The following is a 23,540-nucleotide window of genomic DNA, read 5'->3' as shown; positions in this document are numbered from 1 at the left end:
GTATCGCGGGCACCGGGCACGGACGAGGGGCGCCCGGCTCGTCAAGCGAGGCATGCATGAGCGCGCGCGCCGTCTCTGACGGAAGAGGCGCGAAGCCCGTCGTGGGCCTGGGGAGGTTCCTCGCACTCCAGTGGCCCATGGTTGGAGCCTCAGCGCTGAGCGCGACGATCGCGGCGGCACTGGCACTCGTGCCGTTCGTGGTCGTCGCGAAGATGGCAACGGCCATCTATGCGGAGCCCCCGCGCCTCGGCGAGCTGCGGTCCCTGGCGCTCGTCGCGGTGGTGGCCCTCGGGGTCCGATACGCCTTCGTGGCCGCGGCCAACATGTTCGCGCACGTTGCGGCGTTCCGCATCCTCCACGAATTGCGGCTGCGGCTCGCCCGCAAGCTCGGCGCCGTCCCGCTGTCGTTCTTCAGCCGCCGCTCGACGGGGGAGCTCAAGAAAACGCTCATGGACGACGTGAATCAGGTCGAGGCATTCGTCGCGCACAACCTTCCCGACGGTATCGCTGCCCTCATCGTTCCGATCTCCACGGCGATCGCGCTCCTCTGGACGGACTGGCGGATGGCTCTGGCCAGCATCGGCGCCGCGCCGCTCGCGATCGCCGCGATGGCGATTGCGATGCGCGACGCCGGCAAGGCGCACGAGCAGTGGAACGGGATCCAGGACCGCATGAACGCCTCGCTTCTCGAGTACCTGCGCGGCATCCACGTCATCAAGACCTTCGGGCTGTCGGCTCAGCGCTTCGGCGACCTCGCGCGCTCGAGCGAGGAAGGGCTCGCGTGGATGGAGGGGTTCATGCGCACCAACGGTCGCGGCTACGGCGTCTTCGGTGCGCTGATCGGCTCGAGCCTCGTCGTGCTCGTCCCGGTGGGCGGATGGCTCTACGTGCAGGGCACCCTGTCGCTGGAGTCGCTCGTGCTCTTCCTCGTGCTGGGGCCTCAGCTCCTGACGTCCATGCTCCGGCTCGTGTTCGCGTGGGGCAACGTCGAGCGGCTCAAGACCGGCAACGCTCGCATCCGGGAGATTCTTTCCTCGCCAGACCTCGAGGGCCCGACGAGCGACGCGCGGCCTGCTCACGACGGCATTGCGTTCCGCGACATCTGCTTCCAGTACACCGACGAAGGACGCAGCGTGCTCGAAGGCGTGAGCTTCGAAGCACCGGCCGGGAAGGTCACGGCCCTGGTGGGGCCTTCAGGGGCTGGCAAGACGACGCTGCTTCGGCTCATTCCCCGTTTCTGGGAGCCGACGTCCGGGGTTGTCGAGCTCGGAGGAGTCGATGTCCGGAAGTTGCCGCTGGACATCCTCCTCTCGCGCATCGCGATGGTGTTCCAGGACGTCTTCCTGTTCCACGGAACGGTGCGCGAGAACCTGCGGCTTGCTCGCGCGGACGCAACGGACGATGAGATCATGGAAGCGTGCCGCGCGGCGCAGGCCCACGACTTCATCAGCGCACTGCCGCAGGGCTACGAGACCGTGCTTGGCGAACGCGGCGCACGCTTGTCGGGCGGTGAGAAGCAGCGCCTCTCCATCGCGCGCGCTCTCCTCAAGCATGCCCCTATCCTCCTCCTCGACGAGGCGACCGCGTTCGCCGACCCGGAGAGCGAGGCTCGCATCCAGGAAGCGCTGTCCACGCTCTGTGAGGGCCGCACCGTGCTCGTTGTTGCCCACCGACTCTCGACCGTCGTCACGGCAGATCACATTGTCGTCCTCGACGCCGGCAGGATCCAGGACCAGGGCACGCACGCGGCGCTGCTCGCGCGCTGCTCCCTCTACCAGAGGCTCTGGGCCGACCACACCGATGCGCTCGACTGGTCCCTCGGAGCGAGGGTCGAGGAACGGTTGGCCTCCGCGGAGGTGGCATGATGATTGCCGAGCTCTTCAACCTCGGGGAGCGCCTCGCGGGGCGCAAGGATGCGCGCTTGCGCAGGGGCCTCGTCTTCGCGCTCTGCGAGGCCATGGCAACGGCCGTCCCCTACGCGCTTGTCCTCTTCTTCGTGCGTGCCGCGCTCGAACATCGGCTCACGTTGGGCCTCACGTGGAAGGTCACCGCGGGCATCGTCGTGGCGGTCCTCGTGAGGATGCTCTTCTCGCAGTCCGCGATGGCGAACATCTTCGTCGGAGCTCACGCCTTGATGGGACAGGCGCGCATCCGAGCGGCAGACCACCTGAGACGCCTCCCCATGGGCTTCTTCACGAAGAACCGGAGCGGCGATCTGGCGGGCGTGCTCACGACCGATATGGCTTTCGTCGAAGACGTCTGGTCGCACATCATCGGCGTCTTCGCGGCCAGCCTGGCCCTGCCGCTGGTCGTGGGGCTCGGTCTCTGCGCTCTCGAGCTCCGCCTCGGGCTCGCCGTACTGGCGACGCTGCCGGTGGCGCTCGTCGTGCTCGCCGCGACGACGCCCCTCTTCGTTCGCGAGAAACGCTCGGTGCTGGAGGCGACCGCCGACGCCAACGCGCGCATCGTCGAGTACGTGCAGGGTATCGCTGTCGTCCGCGGGTTCGGGAGGTACGGTGAGGTGTATCAGCGGCTCGTGAAGGCGATGGAGCGACTTCGCGACGCGTTGATCCGCACGGAGGTGCTTCCATCTCCGCTGCTCGCCGTCGCTGGCTTCGTCATCGAGGCGGGGTTCGTCGTGGTGGCCTTCGCAGGGAGCTCGCTTGCCCTCGATGGCGCCGTCTCGCCGGGCACGCTGCTGGTGTTTCTCGTCGTCGCGGTCGGTGTGCTTCGGCAGGTCGGAGAGTTCGGTGTGGCGCTCCTGATGCTCCGTGGCTCGCAACGAGCACTTGACCGTGTCGATGGCCTGCTCGCCGAGAAGCCTCTCAGCGAGCCCGCCGCGCCGGCCCCGCCGATCTCACGCTTCGACATCGAGTTCGACGATGTCTCCTTCGCCTACGAGGACAGGCGGGTGATAGAGGGCGTCTCGGTGCGCTTCCCGGCGAGATCGCTCACGGCGATCGTGGGGGTGTCAGGATCCGGGAAGTCGACATTGGTTCATCTCGTGGCTCGGCTGTGGGACGTCCCGCGTGGCCAGGGCTCCATCCGCATGGGCGGCGTCGACATCCGCGACGTGCCCTTCGAGGAGCTCCATCGTCACATCGCCATGGTCTTCCAGGACGTCGTCATCTTCTCCGGCACGGTCCTCGAGAACATTCGTGTCGGTCGGCCGGATGCGTCCCGCGAAGAGGTCGAACGTGCGGCGAAGGCAGCGCGGGCGCACGACTTCATCCGCGCGCTTCCGAAGGGCTACGACACGGAGCTGGGCGAGACGGGGGGGACGCTCTCGGGTGGCGAGCGGCAGCGGCTCTCGCTCGCCAGAGCCATCCTCAAGGATGCCCCCATCGTGCTCCTCGACGAGGCGACGGCCTCGGTCGATGCCTCCGCGGAAGCCGACATCCAGCGCGCCATCGATGAGCTCGTGAATGAGAAGACGGTCGTCGTCATCGCCCACCGACTTCGGACGGTGCGACGCGCGAGCCGCATCGTCGTCCTCGACCGCGGCCGTGTGGCAGAGACCGGAACGCACGAGGAGCTCCTCTCCCGCGCCGGGGTGTACGCCACGTTATGGCGGGAGCAGGAGCGCGCGAAGGGATGGCGGCTGGGCCGCAAGATGACCGAACACGCACGAGCAGGAGTGGAACCATGACTCTGGCGAGACGCAACAGAGCCCCGCGATCGCCGAGGGTCTGGGCATCTATCTCTCCGCACTGGCCGAGGTCGTTCCGGGGTCGGAACTCGAGGTGAGTCGTGGATGGCCATATCCCGAGGCCATTGCCGCAACGGCCCCGGGCCACTACCTGGTGGCCTATATCGACGCCGACGCCAGTGGCGGCCCCCGCGTGAAGTTACGGCGGGTGACCGAGGGGTAGGTGCTGCATCCCTGTCCTGCACCCCCGCGGTCGAGCTCCTGGTGACGACGATGACAGAACATCCGCTCCCCCAAGCAGGTGAGGAGGAGGTGAGGGTGGCGCTTGAGGCAGCGGCCAGGAAGGAACCGATGAGGGAGAGGACGCCACGAGTGGACTTTCGCAGAGCTGCTGCGCAGGACCTTCGCGGTGGACGTGTTCGCTAGCGTGCGGTGTGGAGGCAGGCGGAGTGTGTTGGCGTACGAGAAAGGACATCCCCTCGGCAGAGCGATGAACGGCGTCATTCACTCATTCCAGGGGCGTAGGGGGGTGAGGAGACCTGCCCGGGCGAGGCGCTCGGAGACGTCGCGGGCCAGGGCCACGTGGGCGGGATTGGAGGCGGTGAAGCGCTCGGGGGAGAGGATGACGAGCGTGCCCTTGTCCTCCACGGGCTCGGTGTGGACAGGAGAGGGAAGGGGCGGCAGGGGGCCTCGGCGGTGGGCGAAGTACGTGAGCCAGCCGATGAAGGTGCCGCCCTCGGCGGATTCTGGCGCCACCAGCTCGCGAAGCTCATGGGAAGTGGCGATGCCCCACTCGGGCTCGAAGGCCACAGCCATGGCGTGCATGATCCGCGCGAGGACGGGGGCTTGCAGCATGCGTTCCGCAGCGAGACCTTCTCTGGGCGGTCTCATCACACAGTTGTTGGAGACCCAGACCGAGGCATCGCCGCAAAGCAGGGAGAGGCCGCTTGCCGCTTCGTGGGTCTGACCATTCCAGAGCGCGAGAGAGAAGCCTTCGTCGGCGAAGCGTCCTTCTCTTGTCTCTTGCCGGCTGAACACCTTCGCAATGCTCGCCGCATCGGATTCGAAGCGGTGTTGCAGTGCCTCTTCTTGGGTTCTGCCCTTTTCGAACCATTGGCAGAGGCTTGGGTCACATCGGGCCAGCAGATTGAAGAAGGCCTCGGTGCGCTGGGCACAGGCTACGGCTGTCTCTCTCCGTACCAGCCAGTAGGTTCCTACGTAGTATGATTCATTCATGGGAGGACCTAGAGCTTGCGGATGCTCTTCTCCTGGAGCAGGCGTCGCACGAGAGCAGCCACCTCTGGCTCAGCGAAATGCCACTCGATGGGAGTTCCATTGGCCGCACGGAGTGCATCTTCTCGAGACGCGCCTTGTAGCCAGGACCTTTGACCTCCAGGAGCGCGCCGTTCTTGAAGCCGTCGAAGTCCACGAAGTCCTTGGGCCCAGGACCGGTGCGGACACGGTAGACCCAGCCCTCTGGAGCGCCTGTCTTCTGGGACTGGAAGCAGGTGCGCGCCTGGCCCCTGCCGCGGCGAGCTTCCCGCGCCGCGGGCCAGGGCCGGACGCCCATTCCCTGACGTCAGGCGGTGGGGCTTCCACTTCCGTCGGCTTCCTCGTCCAGGAGGCCGGTCGGCAGCCCGTCGAGGCTGCGGACGTTCTTCTTTCGCCGGTAGGTGTCGAGTCCCTCCGGGCCCTTGGCCTCGGCCCACTTGGTGAGCGTGGGGCGCTCGCTGGTGTACTCGAAGAGCGGCACGCCGTAGCCGCATGAGGTCTGCACCAGGTCGATGTCGAGCACGATGATTTGACGGGCCCCCAGCGGCTCCACGCCGCCGAAGTCGGAGGCGAGCAGGCGCGTGTACTCGGCGCTGCCGCGACGGACGGCCCGGCCGCGCCCGTAGAGGCGCAGAATCAGGGGCGGCCCCTCGAAGGCGCAGAACATGAGGGTCAGGCGCCCGTCCGCGAGCAGGTGCGCGGCCGTCTCGTTGCCGCTGCCGGTGAGGTCGAGGTACGCGACGGACTTCTCTCCGAGCACGCGCAGTGCGTCGAGCCCCTTGGGTGAGAGATTCACGTGACCGGTGGCCGCGGCGGACGCGGTGAAGAACACCCGCTGGCGCTGGATGAACTCACGGTGGGCGGGCTCGAGCTGTGGGAACTGTTTCGCCATGGGGGCGGACCTCCTCCGGCACGGTAGCCCCTCCGCCTTCGCCCGGCCACGCGGATGTGCGGCTCAGGGGATGACGCGGCGCCGCCGGAAGCGTTCGGCTCAAACCCTCCCCCCTGGGGTGGCTGTCTGCGCAGCCACCCCAGACGGTGCACGGCTCAGCTCACTGAATGATGGTGACGATCTGCGTCTCACACGTGGTTGGGTCGATGAAGGAGTTGACCGCGTCGACCGTACAGACGGCGCCGCCGTAGGTGCCGTAGAAGACCTGCGCCGAGCAGGAACCGCCGACGTCACTGACCTCCACCCGCCAGACACACGTCTTCGCGCCGGCCGGGTTCGCCGGATCAACCGTCCAGTAGTACTGCTGGGCCACCAGCGGCGTGGGGGCGGGGGCGCTGACCTGGAACCCGCCATAGGTGGCGGTGGGCACAGGATAGGGGTTGAACACGCCGTTGAGCGTCCCCGTCAGCACCTGAATTCCCAGGGAGATGTTGACGCCGGTCTGGTTGAGGACGAGGAGGTTCTCCAGGGCGGGGGCGACGGACGCCACCGGCCCGTTGCGCAGCGTGGGAACCTGGACCGCCACCTCCCGGATGGTGACGTACTCGTCACGCGGGGAGAGGAGGTCCAAGAAGCCGGACTCAACCTGCTCGGCGAACGCGATCGACGGCGTGAGGGACAGCAGCGAGGCAGCCAGGAAACGCTTCACGTTCCTCGTCATGGTGTTCTCCTGATTGGATTGTACAGGGGTGGGCCGAAGCCAATGCTTTACTAGCACTGTTAGCTATTCAATTTCAAATCAAGGCCCTATCTAGAAGAATTTCCTGTAAAACTGGATGATTGCATTCCGGCGCTCATGGCTATGGATTCCGGTCTAAGGGGTTCCCCTGGGTCATCCAAAACCATCCGTCTCCCTCCCGCAAACGGCCGCGTCGCAGGGAGTCTCGTCACGACGGGGCCCGGCGAGCAGTTACTGTCGTCTCGCGTCCTGGGAAGTTGTGCTGGGATATCTACCGCAGAAGTCACATGCGGTTTCCACCGACTGCCAGCGGTGTGCCTATGTGGATGGCGAGTTCTCCCAGCGACGGTGTTCCCGCGTCATGGCGGGGCACTGTCTACAACGCTCCCCGAGATGCCTGGCAGCTCTCGGCGGGGCGTTGTTTTTTGGTGGGACGTGACCAGAACTTCCGAGCGGTCTCCGGCAGTGGGCGGGAGTCGTAACCAGTCTGGGACGCAGGACGCCTTGCGGCGTCGCTTGTCCAAGAGGTTGGGGGAGATGGCTCGGGCGGCACGGCTCCAAGCGGGCCTGACGCAAGTGGATGTGGCCTCGCTCCAGCGAGAGGCGTAGGGCGCTCGTCTCCTCCATGAGCCCACCTGTCGCTCCCTGGCTTGCCCGCTTCTTCTGTGACTGGCGGGAGCGCGACGCTTGCGTTAGAGCCGCCCTCCAGAATGGCCTCTCCCGACCCGTCAGCCGCCCCTCCTTCCGTCTTCCGTCACCGTGACTTCCGCATCTACCAGCTGGCACGCCTGTGTGCGGTGCTCGCCGTGCAGATTGAGTCCGTGGCCATCGGCTGGCAGGTGTACGAGCTGACGGGCAGCGCTCTGGCCCTGGGCTACACGGGGCTGGCGCAGTTCCTGCCCTTCTTCGCCTTCTGTCTCATCGGCGGGCAGGTGGCTGATCGCGTGGACCGGCGCCTCATCCTGGTGGTGTGCCAGACGGTGATGCTGCTGTGCAGCCTGCTGTTGCTCTCCTTCACGTTGGGCCACATCCAGGACGTGCGCTTCGTCTACGGCGTGCTGGTGCTCTTCGGGACCGCGCGTGCCTTCTACTCGCCCGCGGGCTCCGCCATCACGCCGCACCTGGTTCCCCCCGAGGAACTCACGCGTGCCATTGCAATCAACTCCACCACCTGGCAGGTGGCCACCATCGCCGGTCCCGCCGTGGGTGGTGTCCTCTATGGATGGGCGGGCGCTACGGGGGCCTATATCGGCTCGGCGACCCTGTGCGCGCTCACCGTGGTGTGGATGCTCTCGCTGAAGGTGAGGACGGGCAGCGCCTCCAGCGAGTCGTTCTCCCTGGAGACGCTCCTGGCGGGGTTCCGCTTCGTGCGCCGGCAGCGGCTGCTGCTGGGCAGCATCACCCTGGACCTGTTCGCGGTGCTGCTCGGCGGAGCGGTGGCGCTGCTGCCCATCTACGCGCGAGACGTGCTACACACCGGGCCCTGGGGCTTGGGGCTGCTGCGCAGCGCACCGGCAGCGGGTGCGGCGGTGGTGGCCATCCTCCTCGCCACGCGTCCGCTGGGTGGGCGCGCCGGTTGGAAGATGTTCATCTCGGTGGCCATCTTCGGCGTGGCGACGCTCGTCTTCGGCGTGAGCCGCTCGCTGCCCCTGTCCGTCCTGGCCCTGGCGGTGGCGGGCGCCGCCGACATGGTGAGCGTGGTGATACGAGGCACGCTCGAGCTGGTGTCCACGCCGGATGACATGCGAGGCCGCGTGGGCGCGGTGAACATGATGTGCGTGGGGGCCTCCAACGAGCTGGGGGAGTTCCGCGCGGGCGCGTTCGCCGAGCACATTGGCGCGGTGTCCTCGGTGGTGGCGGGCGCGTTGGGGACGCTGGTGGTGGTGGGGCTCTGGGCCTGGGCCTTCCCCGAATTGCGGCAGGTGGATGATGTGGAGCGCGCCGCTCGCGAGCCCCTGCCCGCGGACGGTGTGGCCGAGGCCACCACCTCGGACTGAGCGCGGGCTCCGAAGGCCGCCGCTGCGACTACGGGCGCTGCTCCCTCCTCGAAGGGGGCGGTTTGCGTCCCACGCGGCGAGCGGGCTCCGGCTGGAGGCCGTGCAGCAGCTCCAGGAAGACGCCGTTGGTCCACCCGAAACCGACGACGTTCTCCGTATAGCCCACGATGTGCTTCATCTCCGACGAGCGCGTCACCACGTTGTACTTCTCCCGGATGGTCCCATCGCGGCGGAAGTTCTCGGCGACCATGTCGAGGAACTTCCGAGAGAGCCGGTCCGCGTCCAGGTCGTAGCCGTAGCGGCGCAGCCCCTCGATGGTGAGCAGGTGGAGGGGCGCCCACCCATAGGGGTAGTCCCACTGGGTGGAGGTGTCTTGCCGGCTCATCGCCAGCCCACCGGGTTGTTCGAAGTGGAAGAGGTTGCTCACCACGGCCCGTGCCTGCTCGGGAGACGCCAGCCCCGCCCAGAGCGGGTAGAAGGTCGTCGCGTATTCGTAGGTCGAGCGCTGGCCCGTCACGAAGTCATGGTCGAAGTACATGCCGCGCTGGACGTCCCACAGGTAACGGTCCACCTGCTGCTTGCGTCGCGCGGCGCGCTCTCGCCAGGTACGCGCTTCATCGGCGCGGCCCAGTGCCGTGCTGATGCGCTCCAGGTCCGTCTCCGTCTTGTACAGCAGGCTGTTCAGGTCCACGCCAGCGTGGTGGTGGGTCCGCGCGCTGAAGGGCCCGAAGCGGAAGGAGATGTCGAACCCGGACTCGCGCATGGAGCGGTCGCCCTTGTAGTAGTCCTCGGTGAGGGCGAGGGTCTCCTGAGTCGTGCAGGAGGTCGTTCCGACGGTCTGTTCACACACCTGCAGGGTGAACACGGGGCTCGTCGGAGTTGGCGCGGGGGCCTTCGGGTCCACTTCGCGCAGAAAGGGTTTGCCTTCCTCGGGGTGGCGCACGAGGTAGCCCACCACATCGCGGTAGTAGCGCTCGTGCGTGGAGAGCTCGGGGACCGGCCCCTGGCCATGGTCGAAGTAGCGCGACAGCCCCGTGTCTCCCGCCAGGTGCGCTCCCTGGGTCCACATCTCGTAGTCGCGGACCAGGTAGGGGTGGGCCTCGGCCAGCCACGCGCGTCTCTCCTCCTTCCCCAAGGTGTCGTGGACCGCCATCACCATCGAGGAGAGGAAGGGCGGCTGCGAGCGGGTGAGGTAGTAGGTCCGGTTGGCGTTGAGCACTGCGCCGTAGTGTTCGATCTCGAAGAAGAAGTTGCGCACCATGTTCTGCGCCAGGTCTCTTCGCCCGTCACGCAGCAGCCCGCGGATGATGAAGTAGCTGTCCCAACCGTACATCTCGTTGAACATGCCGCCGGGCACGACATACGGATGCTCCAGGTAGAGCAGCCCCTGCGCCTCGAAGGCGCGCACGTCCACCTGGCCTGGCGCGGTGATGTCCGAAGGCAGGCGTTGGATTCGTACCTGAGGGCATTGTCGACGCAGCTGCTGGACGGACGCGGGCTCGGGCAGATCCTTGGGCAGGTAGAGCACAGAGCGCTCCGGGACCTTGGGATCCTTCAGGACCTCGCAGTTGTCCATGGTGCGTGTCAGCACCTCCCAGTTCCGCGAGATGTACGCGCGGACATCCCCGTACTCGCGTCCGACCTGGGCGGGTGCGGCGCTCGCGACCAGCGAGAGCGTGACGATGAGCCCGGGTACCCATGCGGGCAAGCGCGAGCGTCGAGTGCCTTGCATGTGCCTTTCCCCCTCCCGGACAGGCTTTACGAGGGTGAAGCTCGTCATGCCGGTGGAGGCATGCAATGGGACGGCGGGCTGGGACGTGCCATGTTGGACGGGTGATGAGACGACTCGGACCTTCTGACTACCGTGACATGCCCTGGAAGAACGGGGGCGGGGTGACCCGTGAGCTGTTGAAGCTGCCTCATCCCTCCGAGCCCGCTCGCTTCCTGGCTCGGTTGTCGATTGCCTCGGTCGCGGCCTCCGGACCCTTCTCCGTGTTCCCGGGCATCGAGCGGACCATCCTGGTGCTGGAGGGAGCGGGCATGGCGCTGTCCCTCGGGGGCGCGCCGGAGGTGGTGCTCGACCCGCGCTCACCGCCCTTCGTGTTTCCCGGCGAGGCGGAGACCCACTGCCGTTTGCTCGCGGGTCCGGTGCGCGACTTCAACCTCATGGTGGAGCGCGCCTTGGCCGAAGCCACGCTCGAGGTGGTTCACCTGGCTCCGGGAGGGACTCGCGCGGTCGCGGGAACGGGGAGCCTGGTGCTCCATGGCGTGGCGGGCCGTGCAGAGCTGTCCGGGACACCGCTGGCCCAGGAGGAGACGCTCTGGCTCGAAGCGCCAGGGTCGCGGGTGTTGCGGAGCGATGAGGGCGCCACGGTGATCTCCATCCACCTGACCCGCAGAGGGTAGGGAGGACCTCCCGGGCGCGTTCTTCTCGAACTTGTCCGACTGTCGGACAGGTCGCGCGAGTGGTACACCGGGCCGCGCATGAGCAAGGTGGAGACAGCCTCGTCCGGGTTCGGCGCTACGGAGGACACAGGCTCACCGCGGAGGCTGTGGTTCTTCGCACTGGGCCTCTGCTCGCTCATGCTGGTCCACCACTTCGGGCTGTGGGCGTGGACCGCGCACCGCCGAGGCTTCCCGCTGCTCCAGGGGTTGCTGCATTGGGACTCCTCCTTCTACAGCACCATCGCGACGCAGGGGTACACCCCGTACCAGTGGGCGTTCCTGCCGCTCTACCCCATGACGGTGCGGCTGGTACGGGCGCTCCTCGGGGGAGCGGTGCCGCCCCAGGTGGTGGGTTGCGTCCTGTCCTCCGTCTGCCTGCTGGCGTTCGTCTTCTGGGCGCAGCGGCGAGGCTTGGAGCGGGACAACGTCTTCCCGCTCGCCCCTCGGACGATGTGGGGGTGGTTCTTCTTCCTCTACACCCCGGCCAGCTACGCCCTGCACTCGCATCACACCGAGGGGCTGTTCCTGCTGCTGTCCTTGGGCGCCTTTCTCTCCGCCTGGGATGAGCGGTTCTGGCTGACGGCGCTGTTCGCCGGGCTGTGCGTGTGGACGCGCAACCAAGGCATGTTCGTGGCTGCGGTTGCGGCGCTCCTGCTGGCCGAGCGCGCGCAAGGAGGGCGTGAGCGGCTCATCCGCTTCGCCGGAGTCGGCGCCCTGACGCTCGCGGCGTTCGGAGGCCTGCTGGCCGTCGAGTGGATAGACACGGGAGATGCTCTCGCGCACTTCCATGCCCAGGCGAACTGGCAACACGTGGACTCCGCGTGGGGCGCGCTGCGCACCCTCTGGTACGGAAACCCTGGGCAGCACCTGGGCGGGTGGTCGCTGAGGCGAGGCATCTTCTTCGCCCTGTTGCTCGCGCTCTCGGTGGCGATGCTTCGCAAGAGTTGGCCACTCGCTCTGTACGGACTGCTCTCGTTGGTCGTGATGCTGCCGCAGGGGGACTTCTCGAATGCCTTCCGGTTCGGCGCGGTGCTCTTCCCCCTGCTGTTCTTGCTGGGGGACTGGCTCGCCACGTGGCCGGCCTGGCTGCGCTGGCCCGTGGCGGGCTACATCCTGGTCTTCAACCACAAGGTGACGCACGGGTTCATCATTGGCGTCTGGGCCTACTGACGCCCTGGATGGCGTAGAGTCCCGCCCCGCCATGCCTCCTCGCGCTCCCCTCGTCCACATCCACGACCACGCCCTCCCTGACGCTGACTTCTCGCGGCTGTGGCGCAAGGTCCGCGCGCTGGGCACCGAGCGCCTGCGCCAGACGTACCAGACGACCTTCTGGTTCGACCTCGGCGAGCCCACCAACATCGTGGAGCAGATCATCCTCGAGCTGCGTCCGCGCGTGCCGTTGCGCCGGGGCCTCGCGGGCGTCGAGTGGTGGTTCTCCCGGATGCGCACCACGGACGTGCAGGTGGACTTCCACCAGGACCGAGACGAGAAGCTCGCCCTGCGCGGAGGTCCGCTCGTGCACCCGCGCTTCACCTCCCTGCTGTTCATGAACAGCGTCCGGGGTGGGGCGCTCGCGGTGACGAAGGCCCTGCCCTGCGAGGACAACCCGTCGCTCGCGCCAGACACGGCTGACTTTGACCTCGTGGCGCCCAGGCCCAACCGCTTCGCCTACTTCCGGGGGGACCTCACCCACGGCGTGCTGGATGCGAACAACCAGATTCCCGACGGGAAGCTGCCGGGCACCTCGCGGCTGCGGGTGACGCTGGTGATGAACTGGTGGGGGCAGCGCCCCACGGACATTCCCACCTTCAACGAGTCGAAGGTGTACCGCTCGCTCGCGCTTCCCCCCGCGGGCCGGACGCGATGACGCCGGGCTTCCCGGGGCATGTCAGACCTGTGCGCTAGGAAACGTCCTTGCGCGGGCCGGAGGGGGGAGCCCGTGGCGCGTGTCGTCACAGCGGGGAGCCGGGTCCGGGCGGGTCTCGGGCCCGGCTTCCGCACTTCTCTCAGAGCCCGCTGGGGCCCAGCGCGCCCTCCAGCCCCTGGAAGGGCTTGGAGACGACGACGTGCAGGACGATGTCCTCCAGCCGGAGCTCCAGCGGCAGCGCATCACCAATGCCCGCCTGCGTCACCGTGTTGTTGACGATGACCCAGACGCGCTTCTTGCCAATGGCCTTCACGAGCGTGGGCGAGTCGGTGAACACCGGCGTGCGCGTGTTGGGCGGGTAGGAGGCCTCGGGCAGGAACTCCTCGGCGGTGGCGTAGTACGGAGGCGGGTTGTTGTCGCTGTAGACGATGGGCTTGTCCGGCGTGGCGTTGCCCGTGAGAGACAGCCGCGCGGACGACTTCAGCGTGAACGCCCTCGAGGGGTTGAACACGTTGAGGGAGACGCTGATGTCCTTCACGTCGACGTTGAGCTCCTGCGTCTCGGCGGGCATGTCGACGGCGACCTCCACGTAGACAGGCTTGATGACCGACGTGACGGGAATGGTCACCGACTGAGGCGGCGTGTCCACGGCCAGTTCGGCGGAGCACGCGGTGAGCAGCAGCGGGCAGAGCAGGGCGAGGAAGTGGCGTCTCATTGGAAGGTCCAGGACAGGTCGAAGGTGGGGAGGACGGGGATGCGGCCGTCGTTGATGGGCAGCAGGGGCTCGGTCAGGTCCACGTAGGCGGCGCCGAGTGAGAAGCCGAAGTTCTCCCCGGCATAGCGGATGCCGGCTGCGCCGCGCAGGGGGTAGCCATCCTTGAACCGAACGCCGAGCTCACCGACGATGGACAAGTGGCCGATGAGGTTGAGCACCACCGCGCCCGTGGCCGTGGTGGTCGTGGTCTGGTAGCGCCAGTGCCGGACCTCGGCCTGCACCAGCACCCGGCCGAGTTGCAGGCCGTACAGGGCGTAGGCGCTGGGCCCCTGGAAGTCGATCTCAAAGTTCTTCACCGCCGGCTCTTGGGAGGTGACGAAGTCCTTGAGGAGCTCATTGCCCAGGAATTTCGTGTAGCGCGCGCCGACGACGAAGCGGTGAGGCCCGGCCTCCAGCCCCCAGCGCACGCCCAGGTTGGCCGCGAGCGCCGCGTCCGCGAGGACAGAGGTGTCCACCGCGAAGCCCAGCGCGATCGGCACTGCCGAGCGCTGCAGGCCGAGCACGGGGTGCTTGATGACGGCGGCCTCATCCGAGGAGAGGAGTCGCGCGTTGCCGGCGTGGTTGAAGGCGTGGGCCACGCTCGGCTGGATGAGGGCAACGAGTGCCCACAGGAAGAGCCCGGACGCGGCGAGGCGCCCCAGACGGGGAAAGGTGTATCGAGGGATCAACCCAGTCACTCCTTGAGAGGACACGGAGACCCCTGGTGTACCGCGCTCGTGCCCGCGCTGTCACACGCACGGGGCGTGTAGCGTCGTGGACAAACGGCGACAGCCCGCCTGGGGCTCGGACAACCCGACCTTGGAGAGAGACCTTGCGGACGTCCCCGGCGGAACGTATTCGGACGATTGTATGAGCTCCTCGGATGCTACCGACAGACATGACGGTATCGACATGGAGCACCAGCGGGTGCTGGCGCTGCTCAAGCGCTACGGCTGGAACGCCACGTCCTTCCAGGTGCTGGAGCCGGGGTATTCGTACTGGTTCGACGGCGACGACGCGTGCGTGGCGTACGTGGACACGGGGCATGCGTGGGTGGTGGCTGGTGCCCCCATTGCCCCGTATGAGCGCATTGCGCAGGTGTCGGAGCGCTTCGAGGCGCACGCGGCTGCCTCGGGCCGGCGCCTGTGCTTCTTCGCCACCGAGCAGCGCATGTTGGACGCGGCTCCGGTGAAGGGGTTGTCCATTGGCGAGCAGCCCGTCTGGGACCCTCGGCGCTGGGAGGAGGGCGTGCGCGAGAGCCGGAGCCTGCGCGAGCAGCTGCGCCGCGCACGGGCCAAGGGCGTCACGGTGCGCGAGGTGTCACCGGCCGAGCTGAAGGACCCCGCACACCCCCTGCGGGCAGGGGTGGATCGGCTGATGGAGCGCTGGCTGCGCTCCCGGCGGATGGCGCCCATGGGCTTCCTGGTGCAGCTCTCCCCGTATGCCTGGGCGGATGAGCGGCGCTCCTTTGTGGCGGAGCGGAACGGGGAGGTGGTGGCCTTCCTATCTGCGGTGCCGGTGTACGCGCGCAATGGCTGGTTCGTGCAGCACCTGCTGCGAGACAAGAAGGCACCCAATGGCACCGCGGAGCTGCTGGTGGATGGGGTGATGCGCGCGGCAGCGGCGGAGGGACGGAGCTACCTGACGCTGGGGCTCGCGCCGCTGGCAGGTGAGGTGGCGGGCTGGCTGCGTGCCGCTCGGCTGGTCGGTACCCCGCTCTATGACTTCGAGGGGCTGCGAGCCTTCAAGGCGCGGCTGCGTCCGCATGCGTGGGACCGCATCCACCTGGCCTGGCCCGCGCGGCACGGCTCGCCCCTGCCGGTGTACGACGCCTTAACGGCCTTCGCCCAGGGGAGCCTGGCGCGCTTCGGCGTGGCCACGCTCCTGCGCCGGCCACAGCTGCTGGTGTGGCTCGTCACGGTGCTGCTGGTGCCCTGGACGGTGTTGCTCGCGCTGCCGGCCAATGCCCACCGCTTTCCCTCACCGCTGGTGCAGTGGGGTTGGGTCCTCTTTGATGTGGGGCTGACGGTGGGGCTCTTCTCGCTCGTGCGTCGCTGGCGCACCTGGCTGGCCACGCTGCTGGGCTCCGTCATCGCTGGAGACGCGTGCCTCACCCTGCTCGAGGCACTTCTCTACAACGTCCCTCGTGCGCGAGGGCTGGGTGACTGGCTCATTTTGGGGGTGGCTGTGCTCGCGCCCTCCGTGGTGGCGGTGCTGCTCTTCTGGGCGCGCCACCACCCGACGCTCGAGCCCACTTGAGTCCGCCGCACGCTTGGCGGGGTCAATCCTCGGGAGGCACCGCGGTGGGCGCGTTCGCGAGGAACACTTCCCGGCCCTGCACGCGCGCCACTCGGTGGTAGTGCACCATGTAGTCCCGTCGAGCAGGCGAGCCCTGGCCTAACTCAAAGTGGGTATCCCCCACGTTCGACACCGTTCCGAGCTTCCGCCCGTCTGTGTCCCTGACGGTCATGCCTTCGTGGATGTCTCCAGGGTCGATCATCTTGGCTCCTCCATGTGCGTGTGACGTGTGTCACTGAGGGGAAACGTCCCTTGAGACAACACTGCGAGCGGACTCCTTCCCGTGCCACCTGCCTCCTCCCAGAGGGAGGGAGGGACAGCCGTGCATCTTGGTTGAGGAGTGCACGGGCGGTTGGCGGTTTGAGTCACACCCGACGCCTCCACCTACTTTCTCCTGAGGGCTCATGTCGCACGGGGGAGGCACCCATGGCGGAAGCCCACGCCCAGAGGTTGGACGCGCTGAGGATCAACCGCTCGGTTCATCCTCGACGGAAGCTCGCACGCCGGTGGCCGTTGTGGGCGGGGCTCGGGGTCCTGCTGCTCCTCGCGGTGGCGGCGGGGACGATGGGGCGTGCCCCCAGCGTGCGCGTGGCCGAGGTCCGTGAGGCCCGTCCCGGAGAGCAGCAGACCGAGCTCACAGCAGCCGGCTATGTCTCCTCGCGCCGTCACTCCGTCATTGCAGCCCAGGTGGCGGGACGGCTGGTGGAAGTGGCGGTGGACGAGGGCGATGCGGTGAAGAAGGGGCAGGTGCTCGCCCGCCTGGATGACCGGGACGCGAGGGTGGTGGCTGCCCGGGCCCAGGCCGAGCTGCTGGCGGCCCAACAGCAGCTCATCGCCGCGCGGGCCACGGCGACGCGAGCGCGCAGTGACCTGGGGCGGGCTGAGCTGCTGGCGAAGGCGGACGTCATCACCCGGGCAAATCTGGAGGAGGCGCAGGCCCTGGCCCATGCGTCCACCGCGGAGGAGCAAGCGGCGAGCGCTCAATTCGTCGCGGCCCAACGGGCGGCGGAGGCCGCGGCGCTACAGCTGTCCCATACGGTGGTGCGGGCGCCCTTCTCAGGCACCGTGGTGCGCAAGCTGGCCGATGAGGGAGCGGTGCTCGCGCCCGCCGCGCTCGAGCAGGAGAACATCGGCGGCATTGTCGAGCTGGTGGACTTGGGGGCGCTCGAGGTGGAGGCCGAGGTGAGCGAGGAGCAGCTCCCGCGCATCGAGCTGGGACAGCCCGCGCTCGTCTTCCTCGATGCGTACCCGGACCAGGCCTTCCGCGCGACGGTGCGCTCGGTGCGTCCGGCCATTGATCGCTCCAAGGCCACAGCGGACGTGAACGTGGCGTTCGAGGAGATTCCCCCGGGCGTGCTGCCGGACATGGGCTCGCGTGTGGCCTTCCTGAAGGAGGAGCTGCCGCAGGATGCGCTCGAGAAGAAGGACGCGGCGCTGCGGGTGCCGGCGGCGGCGGTGGTGCAGAACGGTGGGCAGTCCGTGGTGTGGGTGGTGCAGGACGGGCGGGTGAAGCGCCAGCCGGTGCAGGTCGCCCGGAAGGTGGGGGACGAGGTGGCGTTGGCCCAGGGGCCAGAGCCGGGGACGCAGGTGGTGGTGGCGCCCGAGGGCAACCTGCGTCCGGGGCGCAAGGTGAAGGTGCGGACGGAGGAAGGATGAGCACCACGCCGGTGGAAGTGACGTCTCCCTTCATCCGGCTCCGGGGGGTCTCGAAGGCCTACCGGCGTGGCGACATCGTGGTGCCCGTGCTGGAGGATGTGGACCTGGACATCCCCGCTGGGTCCTTCGAGGCCTTCATGGGCCCGTCCGGCTCGGGCAAGTCCACGCTGCTCAACCTCATCTCCGGATTGGACCGGCCCACGACGGGGGTGGTGGAGGTGGGCGGGCAGGACCTGGCGCGCATGAGCGACAAGGAGCTGTCGGACTGGCGCGCGGGGCACGTGGGCTTCGTCTTCCAGATGTACAACCTGCTGCCGGTGCTCACGGCAGCGGAGAACGTGGAGCTGCCCCTGTTGCTCTCGCCCCTCTCCCGCGCCGAGCGTCGCGAGCACGTGGCCGCCGCGCTGGAGGTGGTGGGCCTGGGCCACCGGATGAAGCACCGCCCCCCGCAGATGTCTGGAGGCGAGCAGCAGCGCGTGGCGATCGCCCGAGCCATCGTCACGGATCCGGACCTGCTCATCGCGGACGAGCCCACGGGTGACCTGGACCGCAAGTCCGCTGAGCAGGTGTTGGACCTCTTCCAGGTGCTGCACCACGAGCTACACAAGACGCTCGTGATGGTGACGCACGACCCCCACGCCGCCGAGCGGGCCGACCTGGTGCGACACCTGGAGAAGGGGGCGCTGCAATGACGTTCGGGCGGCTCGTGTGGAAGGACCTGCTGCGCAACCCCCTGCGGTTGGCGCTCACGGTGCTGGCGGGTGGAGTGGGGGTGATGGCCTTCATCTTCCTGCGCACCGTGGTGGACCTCTTCTACTCGAGCGCGGAGTCGGCCCAGGCGGACCGGCTCTTCACGCGCGCCAAGGCGTCCATCACCGCGGACCTGCCCCTGTCGTACCAGACGCGCATCTCCGCCGTGCCGGGGGTAGATGACCTCACCTTCTACGGCTTCTTCGGTGGACGCTATGGCGAGTCCCAGCGCGACTTCTTCGGCTCCGCGTTCGTGGATCCTCCCTCCTTCATGCGGGTCTTCGACGAGCTCGTTGTCCCCCCTCAGCAGGTGGTGGCCTTCCAGGAGGACCCCTGTGGCGCCCTCATTGGGAAGGACCTGGCGAAGCGCTATGGGTGGAAGGAGGGGGACCGGGTGACTCTCAAGGGCACCATCTACCCGGGCGAGTGGAGCTTCACCGTGCGAGGCATCTACGACGTGCGCACCGGTACCCTGGACACCAGTTCGCTCTTCTTCGGCTTCCGCTGCCTCAACGAGAAGCTGCCGAAGGACCGCAAGGATCGGGTAGGGGCCTTCATGATTCGGGTGGAGGACCCGTCGCGCTCGGCGGCAGTGGCCTCGGCGGTGGATGCCATGTTCGCCAACAGCCCCTACCCGACGCGCACGGAGAGCGAGCGCGCGGCCACCCTGGGCTTCATCTCCATGCTGTCGGCCATCATCACCGCGGTGCAGGTGGTGGCCACCGTCATCCTGCTCATCATCCTGCTGGTTATCGGCAACACGCTCGCCATGAGCGTGCGCGAGCGGACGCGCGACCTGTCCACACTGCGGGCCATGGGCTTCAAGAGCGGGCGGGTGGTGATGCTCGTGCTCTTCGAGTCGTTGGCCATCGGCCTGGCCTCGGCGGGGCTGGGCGTGCTCGTCGCGCCGCCGCTCATCCGGGGCTTCGTCGCGCTCGTTGGCTCGCAGATGGGAGGCCTCCCCGCGGAGTTCATGCGTGGGAGCACGTTGGTGTTCGGGGCGCTGGCGGCCGTGGTCGTGGCGCTGCTGGCCGGGGCCATCCCCGCGCTGCGGGCCATCCGAATTCCAGTGGCCGAGGGGTTGAGGAAGGTGGCTTGAGCGATGATCCCGCTCTACTACAACACGCGCAGCCTCTGGGCGCGGCGCCTGTCTACGGGGCTCACCGTGCTGGGCCTGGGGCTCGTTGTCTTCGTCTTCGCCGCCGTGCTGATGCTGGCCAACGGTATTGAGTCAGCGCTCGCCTCCGGGGGAGACCCGCGCAACGTCGTCCTCCTGGCCGAGGGCTCCACCAGCGAGTTGATGAGCAACGTGGAGCGCGATGCGCTGCGCGCGCTGGGCAGTGCGCCGCAGGTGGCCTCCTCTCCGGAGGGGGAGCCACTGGTGGCTGGGGAGCTGATCGTCCCCGTGCTGCTGCCGCGAGGGAACGGCAACGAGTCGAACATCAACGCGCGGGGGATTGGCCCGGAGAGCTTCGCCATCCGGCCCACGGTGCGGCTCACTGCGGGCCGGGAGCCGCGGGTGGGCACGAACGAGATTGCCTTGGGCGAGGCCCTGGTGGGCCGCTCGCCGGGGGCGTACCTGGGAGGGGAGCTGGTGTTCGCCGAGGAGCGCTGGCCGGTGGTGGGCGTGTTCACCGCCGAGGGCGGGGCCTACGAGTCTGAGCTGTGGGTGGACGTCAACCGGCTGGGGGCCGCCTTTGATCGGCCGGGGTTCAGCGCTGTTGTGGTGCGGACGGGTTCGGAGCAGGCCCGGGACACGTTCATCCAGCAGGTGGAGAAGGATCCGCGCTTCACGCTCGATGCGAAACCGGAGCCCGAGTACTGGGCGGAGCAGGCCACGTGGCTGGCCACGTTCATCCGGGTGCTGGGGCTCTTCGTGTCCCTCATCTTCAGCGTGGGCGCGGTGCTGGGCGCGATGATCACCATGTACGCGCAGGTGGCGGCACGCCTGGGCGAGCTGGGGATGCTGAGGGCGGTGGGCTACCGGCGGCGCAGCGTGCTGGCGAGCATCCTCATCGAGTCGGCGGTGCTGGGCGCGGCCGGAGGGGTGCTGGGCGCGCTGGGGGCGCTGGCCACGCGGTGGATGGAGATCCGGACGCTCAACTTCCAGACGTTCGCCGAGGTGCGCTTCGGCTTCACGCCGACACCGGGCATCGTGGTGGCGGCGCTCGTCTTCGGGACGTTGATGGGGGTCATCGGCGGGATGCTGCCCGCCCTGCGAGCCGCGCGGCTGTCGATCCTCGATGCCTTGCGCGCCTAGCTTCCCTCTCCCTCTGGGAGAGGGTCAGGGTGAGGGTACGCGGTCCCGTGCCCTCACCCGTGTGACGAGGGCCTCCTGGGACCCAACCCGAGGTCCCAGGTACCCTCACCCCGTCCCTCTCCCGAAGGGAGAGGGGAGGAGGCACAGGCTCAGCCTGGCTGGCAGACCTGGCGGAGGATGTCGAGCGTCTCCAGCGCCTTGCCCGCGCCCATCACCACGGCGGACAGCGGATCCTCGGCGAGGAACACCGGCAGGCCCGTCTCCTCACGCAGCAGCGTGTCCAGGTTCTTCAGCAGCGCGCCACCACCGGCCAGCACGATGCCGCGGTCCGCGATGTCACCGGCCAGCTCCGGCGGCGTGCGCTCGAGCGTGAGCTTCACCGCCTCGACGATGCCGTTGACGGGCTCGGCGAGCGCGTCGCGCACCTCGTCGCTGCTCACCGTCAGCGTGCGCGGCACGCCGGCCACCAGGTCGCGACCCTTGATCTCCATGGTCATGACCTCCTCGGTGGGGTACGCGGTGCCGATGCCCATCTTGATGAGCTCGGCCGTGCGCTCGCCGATGAGCAGGTTGTACTTGCGCTTCACGTACTGGATGATCGCCTCGTCCAGCTTGTCGCCGCCGATGCGCACGCTCTTGGCGAACACGATGCCGGCGAGGCTGATGACGGCGACGTCGGAGGTACCACCGCCGATGTCGACAATCATGTTGCCGCTGGGCTCGGTGACGGGCAGGCCGGCGCCGATGGCCGCGGCCATCGGCTGCTCGATGAGGTAGACCTCACGGGCTCCGGCGTTGGCGGCGGCCTCGCGCACGGCGCGGCGCTCCACCTCGGTGATGCCGGAGGGGATGCCGATGACAATGCGCGGGCTGACGAGCGACTTACGGTTGTGCGCCGTCTGGATGAAGTAGCGGAGCATCGCCGCGGTGATCTCGAAGTCGGCGATGACGCCGTCCTTCATGGGGCGGATGGCCACGATGTTGCCCGGCGTGCGGCCGAGCATCTCCTTGGCCTCCTTGCCCACGGCGAGCACCTTCTTGCCGCCGCGCGCGTCCTGCTGGACGGCCACCACGGAGGGCTCGTTGGAGACGATTCCCTGACCGCGGATGTAGATGAGCGTGTTGGCCGTGCCCAGGTCGATGGCGAGGTCACGCGAAAAGAGGGTGTGGAGCCAGTCGAACATACGGGGGCGGAAACTTTCAGAGGTGCTTCGTCATTTCCCTGCACCAAAAGGGAACGCGCGCCAACCTACTACGCAGGGGCCAACCCAGGAAGAAAAGCCAACTGTCAAGTGGAGGGCCCGGCCGGAGAGCGTCCAACCCGATGGGCCCCCTGTCCTCTCGCTTCGCTCCCTATTTCTCCCTCTGAGAGAAGGTCCGGAGTGAGGGGTTTTCTCCACAGCGGGCTCGCCTCCTTGGCCCCTCTCAGGAAACCGGGTGGAAGTCGCTCTTCTCGGCCAGGAGGAAGGTGTCCGCCGCTTCCCCGGCCTCCTGCTCGGCAGAGACGGGGGAGAGGTGCTGAGGCTCAACCACGGCGCCATTTTCCACGGCCTCGCGGTATTCGGGCGTCTGGCGCAGGGCCTCGCTGGTAATGCGCAGGAGCGCCTCGCGCACGGGCTCGAAGAGCAGGGCGGCGGCGTACCAGAAGGGGGCATAGTCCAGGCGGATGAGCCCCTTCACGCTCCAGCCGTGCTTCTCGTAGTCCCAGGGGCAGCGGCCGAGCCCCTTGCGCAGCAACCATCCAGTAGTGAACTCGGCCCCGTAGATGACGGCGGTGTAGGCGAGCGCCCGCACCGGCCGAGGCAGGAAGCGCAGCCGGTCATGGAGGAGCTCCATCCCCAGCGCCGTGGCGCCGTAGATGGGATGCATCCAGAGGTACGTCTTCGCCGTGCCGGCCCGGTCCTTCTCGAAGAGGGCGGCACTCATGCCGGTGAAGCACACCTCCATGACCCAGCCTGCACACCCATAGAGGAGGAATCGCGGTAGCACGCCCTGAAAGTAGGGACCCTTCTCGAAAAGAGCACCTGGGGGGCGAGCAAGGGAGCAGCCGCAGGAGGGCAGAAGGGCTCTCAGCGTTTGATGGCGTACTTCCCGATGGCGTAGAGGGCTCGGACGCCGTCCTTCCAGCCAATCTTCTTGCCCTCCTCGTAGGTGCGCCCGTGGTAGCTGATGGGCACCTCGAAGACGCGCCAGCCGCCGCGAGCCACCTTGGCGGTGATTTCGGGCTCGATGCCGAAGCGGTCCTCCTCGATGTGCACGGACCGGATGACCTCGGCGCGGAAGGCCTTGTAGCAGGTCTCCATGTCGGTGAGGTTGAGGTTGCTGGCCATGTTGGAGAGCATGGTGAGGAACTGGTTCATCACCGAGTGCCAGAAGTAGAGGACGCGCCGGGGCGTGCCGGTGAAGCGGCTGCCGAAGACGACGTCCGCGTCGCCATCGACGATGGGCTGGATGACGCGGGGGATTTCGCGCGGGTCGTACTCGAGGTCCGCGTCCTGGATGATGACGATGTCCCCGGAGGACTCGGCGAAGCCGCGCCGCAGGGCCGCGCCCTTGCCCTGGTTCTTCTCCTGGAAGAGGACGCGCACGTCGTTGCGGTTCTTCGGGGTGCCGCCGATGGCGGACAGGCCCTCGTTGGCCAGGCGCTGGAGCAACTCGCGGCTACCATCCCGGGAGCAGTCGTCCACGATGACGAGCTCCTTGGGGAAGTCCACGGCGGTGACGCGGCGGAGGATTTCGGCGAGGGTGGAGATCTCGTTGTAGACGGGGATGACGACAGAGACGAGCATGGCGAGGGGGGCTCTACCCGATTTCCGCCCCTCGCGCGACTCTTCGGTGGGGGGTTCCTCCAGGGGCGGTACTGGAGGCGGGTATCCGTGCTCTTCCTGGCTGGGAGGGCGTTCGGAGGCCCGCGACGAATCGGGCGCGACACCCGGGGTATTCGCGCTATGGCTCCTGTCC

Annotated in this window: 22 protein-coding genes; 12 read left to right on the top strand and 10 right to left on the bottom strand. The window is 68.0% G+C overall.

Translation table 11 applies throughout. The annotated features are described in order from the left end of the window. The first annotated feature begins 56 nt into the window (after positions 1 to 56). The 3 genes from F0U60_RS48550 to F0U60_RS48540 all read left to right on the top strand — a co-directional run bounded on the left by F0U60_RS48550 (position 57) and on the right by F0U60_RS48540 (position 3,872). Entirely contained in the window at positions 57 to 1,865 is a 1,809-nt protein-coding gene (locus F0U60_RS48550) for an ABC transporter ATP-binding protein (RefSeq protein ID WP_395810985.1), read from the top strand. Continuing rightward, positions 1,862 to 3,649, top strand: a complete 1,788-nt coding sequence (locus tag F0U60_RS48545; RefSeq protein ID WP_395810983.1) for an ABC transporter ATP-binding protein — start codon at positions 1,862 to 1,864, stop codon at positions 3,647 to 3,649. The genes F0U60_RS48550 and F0U60_RS48545 overlap by 4 nt, the downstream gene beginning before the upstream one ends. A 94-nt stretch (positions 3,650 to 3,743) precedes the next feature. Beyond that, positions 3,744 to 3,872 (top strand): hypothetical protein, encoded by a 129-nt coding sequence (locus F0U60_RS48540; protein WP_395810981.1) that lies wholly within the window; start codon positions 3,744 to 3,746, stop codon positions 3,870 to 3,872. A gap of 281 nt (positions 3,873 to 4,153) precedes the next feature. On the opposite strand, the gene F0U60_RS48535 is transcribed toward F0U60_RS48540, so the two are convergent. The 3 genes from F0U60_RS48535 to F0U60_RS48525 all read right to left on the bottom strand — a co-directional run bounded on the left by F0U60_RS48535 (position 4,154) and on the right by F0U60_RS48525 (position 6,534). Then, on the bottom strand, positions 4,154 to 4,885 hold the full coding sequence (locus F0U60_RS48535; protein WP_395810979.1) for an immunity 52 family protein: 732 nt from the start codon (positions 4,883 to 4,885) through the stop codon (positions 4,154 to 4,156). A gap of 343 nt (positions 4,886 to 5,228) precedes the next feature. Beyond that, positions 5,229 to 5,813 carry a pyridoxamine 5'-phosphate oxidase family protein gene (locus F0U60_RS48530; RefSeq protein WP_395810977.1) on the bottom strand — a complete coding sequence of 195 codons (585 nt, stop codon included), beginning with the start codon at positions 5,811 to 5,813 and terminating at the stop codon, positions 5,229 to 5,231. A 160-nt stretch (positions 5,814 to 5,973) separates the two neighbouring features. Further along, positions 5,974 to 6,534, bottom strand: a complete 561-nt coding sequence (locus F0U60_RS48525; RefSeq protein ID WP_395810975.1) for a hypothetical protein — start codon at positions 6,532 to 6,534, stop codon at positions 5,974 to 5,976. Between the two features lie 728 nt (positions 6,535 to 7,262). Between F0U60_RS48525 and F0U60_RS48520 the strand changes: the two genes are divergently transcribed. Then, positions 7,263 to 8,549: an MFS transporter gene (locus tag F0U60_RS48520; protein WP_395810973.1), complete on the top strand. Its 1,287-nt coding sequence runs from the start codon at positions 7,263 to 7,265 to the stop codon at positions 8,547 to 8,549. 28 nt (positions 8,550 to 8,577) lie between these two features. Here F0U60_RS48520 and F0U60_RS48515 read toward each other — a convergent pair whose 3' ends face one another. Next, positions 8,578 to 10,281 carry a trehalase family glycosidase gene (locus F0U60_RS48515; protein WP_395810971.1) on the bottom strand — a complete coding sequence of 568 codons (1,704 nt, stop codon included), beginning with the start codon at positions 10,279 to 10,281 and terminating at the stop codon, positions 8,578 to 8,580. A 104-nt stretch (positions 10,282 to 10,385) separates the two neighbouring features. Here F0U60_RS48515 and F0U60_RS48510 point away from each other — a divergent pair, with 104 nt between their 5' ends. The 3 genes from F0U60_RS48510 (at position 10,386) to F0U60_RS48500 (ending at position 12,861) form a co-directional block, all read left to right on the top strand. Then, positions 10,386 to 10,955, top strand: a complete 570-nt coding sequence (locus tag F0U60_RS48510) for a HutD family protein (RefSeq protein WP_395810969.1) — start codon at positions 10,386 to 10,388, stop codon at positions 10,953 to 10,955. Between the two features lie 78 nt (positions 10,956 to 11,033). Beyond that, entirely contained in the window at positions 11,034 to 12,164 is a 1,131-nt protein-coding gene (locus F0U60_RS48505; RefSeq protein ID WP_395810967.1) for a mannosyltransferase family protein, read from the top strand. A 31-nt stretch (positions 12,165 to 12,195) separates the two neighbouring features. Beyond that, the gene (locus tag F0U60_RS48500; protein ID WP_395810965.1) at positions 12,196 to 12,861 is read left to right on the top strand and encodes a hypothetical protein; all 666 of its coding nucleotides are present in this window, start codon (positions 12,196 to 12,198) and stop codon (positions 12,859 to 12,861) included. A gap of 139 nt (positions 12,862 to 13,000) precedes the next feature. Here F0U60_RS48500 and F0U60_RS48495 read toward each other — a convergent pair whose 3' ends face one another. Both F0U60_RS48495 and F0U60_RS48490 read right to left on the bottom strand, forming a co-directional pair. Then, entirely contained in the window at positions 13,001 to 13,576 is a 576-nt protein-coding gene (locus tag F0U60_RS48495; RefSeq protein ID WP_395810963.1) for a hypothetical protein, read from the bottom strand. Continuing rightward, entirely contained in the window at positions 13,573 to 14,304 is a 732-nt protein-coding gene (locus F0U60_RS48490; RefSeq protein WP_395810961.1) for a hypothetical protein, read from the bottom strand. The genes F0U60_RS48495 and F0U60_RS48490 overlap by 4 nt, the downstream gene beginning before the upstream one ends. 181 nt (positions 14,305 to 14,485) lie before the next feature. Between F0U60_RS48490 and F0U60_RS48485 the strand changes: the two genes are divergently transcribed. Continuing rightward, positions 14,486 to 15,874: a phosphatidylglycerol lysyltransferase domain-containing protein gene (locus F0U60_RS48485; protein ID WP_395810959.1), complete on the top strand. Its 1,389-nt coding sequence runs from the start codon at positions 14,486 to 14,488 to the stop codon at positions 15,872 to 15,874. A 22-nt stretch (positions 15,875 to 15,896) separates the two neighbouring features. Here F0U60_RS48485 and F0U60_RS48480 read toward each other — a convergent pair whose 3' ends face one another. Next, entirely contained in the window at positions 15,897 to 16,115 is a 219-nt protein-coding gene (locus F0U60_RS48480; protein WP_395810957.1) for a DUF2171 domain-containing protein, read from the bottom strand. Between the two features lie 224 nt (positions 16,116 to 16,339). On the opposite strand from F0U60_RS48480, the gene F0U60_RS48475 reads away from it, so the two are divergent. Genes F0U60_RS48475 through F0U60_RS48460 form a run of 4 tightly spaced genes read left to right on the top strand, consistent with a single transcriptional unit; the run spans position 16,340 to position 20,579 of the window. Continuing rightward, positions 16,340 to 17,569, top strand: coding sequence for an efflux RND transporter periplasmic adaptor subunit (locus tag F0U60_RS48475; protein ID WP_395810955.1), 1,230 nt, complete (start codon positions 16,340 to 16,342; stop codon positions 17,567 to 17,569). Further along, the gene (locus F0U60_RS48470) at positions 17,566 to 18,261 is read left to right on the top strand and encodes an ABC transporter ATP-binding protein (protein ID WP_395810953.1); all 696 of its coding nucleotides are present in this window, start codon (positions 17,566 to 17,568) and stop codon (positions 18,259 to 18,261) included. Before F0U60_RS48475 ends, F0U60_RS48470 begins: the two co-directional genes overlap by 4 nt. After that, on the top strand, positions 18,258 to 19,418 hold the full coding sequence (locus F0U60_RS48465) for an ABC transporter permease (RefSeq protein WP_395810951.1): 1,161 nt from the start codon (positions 18,258 to 18,260) through the stop codon (positions 19,416 to 19,418). The genes F0U60_RS48470 and F0U60_RS48465 overlap by 4 nt, the downstream gene beginning before the upstream one ends. 3 nt (positions 19,419 to 19,421) lie before the next feature. After that, positions 19,422 to 20,579 (top strand): ABC transporter permease, encoded by a 1,158-nt coding sequence (locus tag F0U60_RS48460; protein ID WP_395810949.1) that lies wholly within the window; start codon positions 19,422 to 19,424, stop codon positions 20,577 to 20,579. A 149-nt stretch (positions 20,580 to 20,728) separates the two neighbouring features. Here F0U60_RS48460 and F0U60_RS48455 read toward each other — a convergent pair whose 3' ends face one another. The 3 genes from F0U60_RS48455 to F0U60_RS48445 form a co-directional block, all read right to left on the bottom strand. Further along, entirely contained in the window at positions 20,729 to 21,763 is a 1,035-nt protein-coding gene (locus tag F0U60_RS48455; protein ID WP_002621977.1) for a rod shape-determining protein, read from the bottom strand. 241 nt (positions 21,764 to 22,004) lie between these two features. Further along, entirely contained in the window at positions 22,005 to 22,568 is a 564-nt protein-coding gene (locus F0U60_RS48450) for a hypothetical protein (RefSeq protein ID WP_395810947.1), read from the bottom strand. Between the two features lie 80 nt (positions 22,569 to 22,648). After that, the gene (locus F0U60_RS48445; RefSeq protein ID WP_395810945.1) at positions 22,649 to 23,368 is read right to left on the bottom strand and encodes a glycosyltransferase family 2 protein; all 720 of its coding nucleotides are present in this window, start codon (positions 23,366 to 23,368) and stop codon (positions 22,649 to 22,651) included. Between the last annotated feature and the right edge of the window lie 172 nt (positions 23,369 to 23,540).

This window comes from Archangium minus, from assembly GCF_044360475.1.
Classification (GTDB): domain Bacteria; phylum Myxococcota; class Myxococcia; order Myxococcales; family Myxococcaceae; genus Archangium; species Archangium minus.
This window is presented reverse-complemented; position numbering and strand designations above follow the sequence as displayed.

Bases quoted from the DNA above. Each gene is read 5' to 3' on its own strand.
- F0U60_RS48550 (WP_395810985.1), top strand. From the start codon at position 57: ATGAGCGCGCGCGCCGTCTCTGACGGAAGAGGCGCGAAGCCCGTCGTG.
- F0U60_RS48545 (WP_395810983.1), top strand. From the start codon at position 1,862: ATGATGATTGCCGAGCTCTTCAACCTCGGGGAGCGCCTCGCGGGGCGC.
- F0U60_RS48535 (WP_395810979.1), bottom strand. From the start codon at position 4,885: ATGAATGAATCATACTACGTAGGAACCTACTGGCTGGTACGGAGAGAG.
- F0U60_RS48530 (WP_395810977.1), bottom strand. From the start codon at position 5,813: ATGGCGAAACAGTTCCCACAGCTCGAGCCCGCCCACCGTGAGTTCATC.
- F0U60_RS48525 (WP_395810975.1), bottom strand. From the start codon at position 6,534: ATGACGAGGAACGTGAAGCGTTTCCTGGCTGCCTCGCTGCTGTCCCTC.
- F0U60_RS48520 (WP_395810973.1), top strand. From the start codon at position 7,263: ATGGCCTCTCCCGACCCGTCAGCCGCCCCTCCTTCCGTCTTCCGTCAC.
- F0U60_RS48515 (WP_395810971.1), bottom strand. From the start codon at position 10,281: ATGCAAGGCACTCGACGCTCGCGCTTGCCCGCATGGGTACCCGGGCTC.
- F0U60_RS48510 (WP_395810969.1), top strand. From the start codon at position 10,386: ATGAGACGACTCGGACCTTCTGACTACCGTGACATGCCCTGGAAGAAC.
- F0U60_RS48505 (WP_395810967.1), top strand. From the start codon at position 11,034: ATGAGCAAGGTGGAGACAGCCTCGTCCGGGTTCGGCGCTACGGAGGAC.
- F0U60_RS48500 (WP_395810965.1), top strand. From the start codon at position 12,196: ATGCCTCCTCGCGCTCCCCTCGTCCACATCCACGACCACGCCCTCCCT.
- F0U60_RS48495 (WP_395810963.1), bottom strand. From the start codon at position 13,576: ATGAGACGCCACTTCCTCGCCCTGCTCTGCCCGCTGCTGCTCACCGCG.
- F0U60_RS48485 (WP_395810959.1), top strand. From the start codon at position 14,486: ATGAGCTCCTCGGATGCTACCGACAGACATGACGGTATCGACATGGAG.
- F0U60_RS48480 (WP_395810957.1), bottom strand. From the start codon at position 16,115: ATGATCGACCCTGGAGACATCCACGAAGGCATGACCGTCAGGGACACA.
- F0U60_RS48475 (WP_395810955.1), top strand. From the start codon at position 16,340: ATGGCGGAAGCCCACGCCCAGAGGTTGGACGCGCTGAGGATCAACCGC.
- F0U60_RS48470 (WP_395810953.1), top strand. From the start codon at position 17,566: ATGAGCACCACGCCGGTGGAAGTGACGTCTCCCTTCATCCGGCTCCGG.
- F0U60_RS48465 (WP_395810951.1), top strand. From the start codon at position 18,258: ATGACGTTCGGGCGGCTCGTGTGGAAGGACCTGCTGCGCAACCCCCTG.
- F0U60_RS48460 (WP_395810949.1), top strand. From the start codon at position 19,422: ATGATCCCGCTCTACTACAACACGCGCAGCCTCTGGGCGCGGCGCCTG.
- F0U60_RS48455 (WP_002621977.1), bottom strand. From the start codon at position 21,763: ATGTTCGACTGGCTCCACACCCTCTTTTCGCGTGACCTCGCCATCGAC.
- F0U60_RS48445 (WP_395810945.1), bottom strand. From the start codon at position 23,368: ATGCTCGTCTCTGTCGTCATCCCCGTCTACAACGAGATCTCCACCCTC.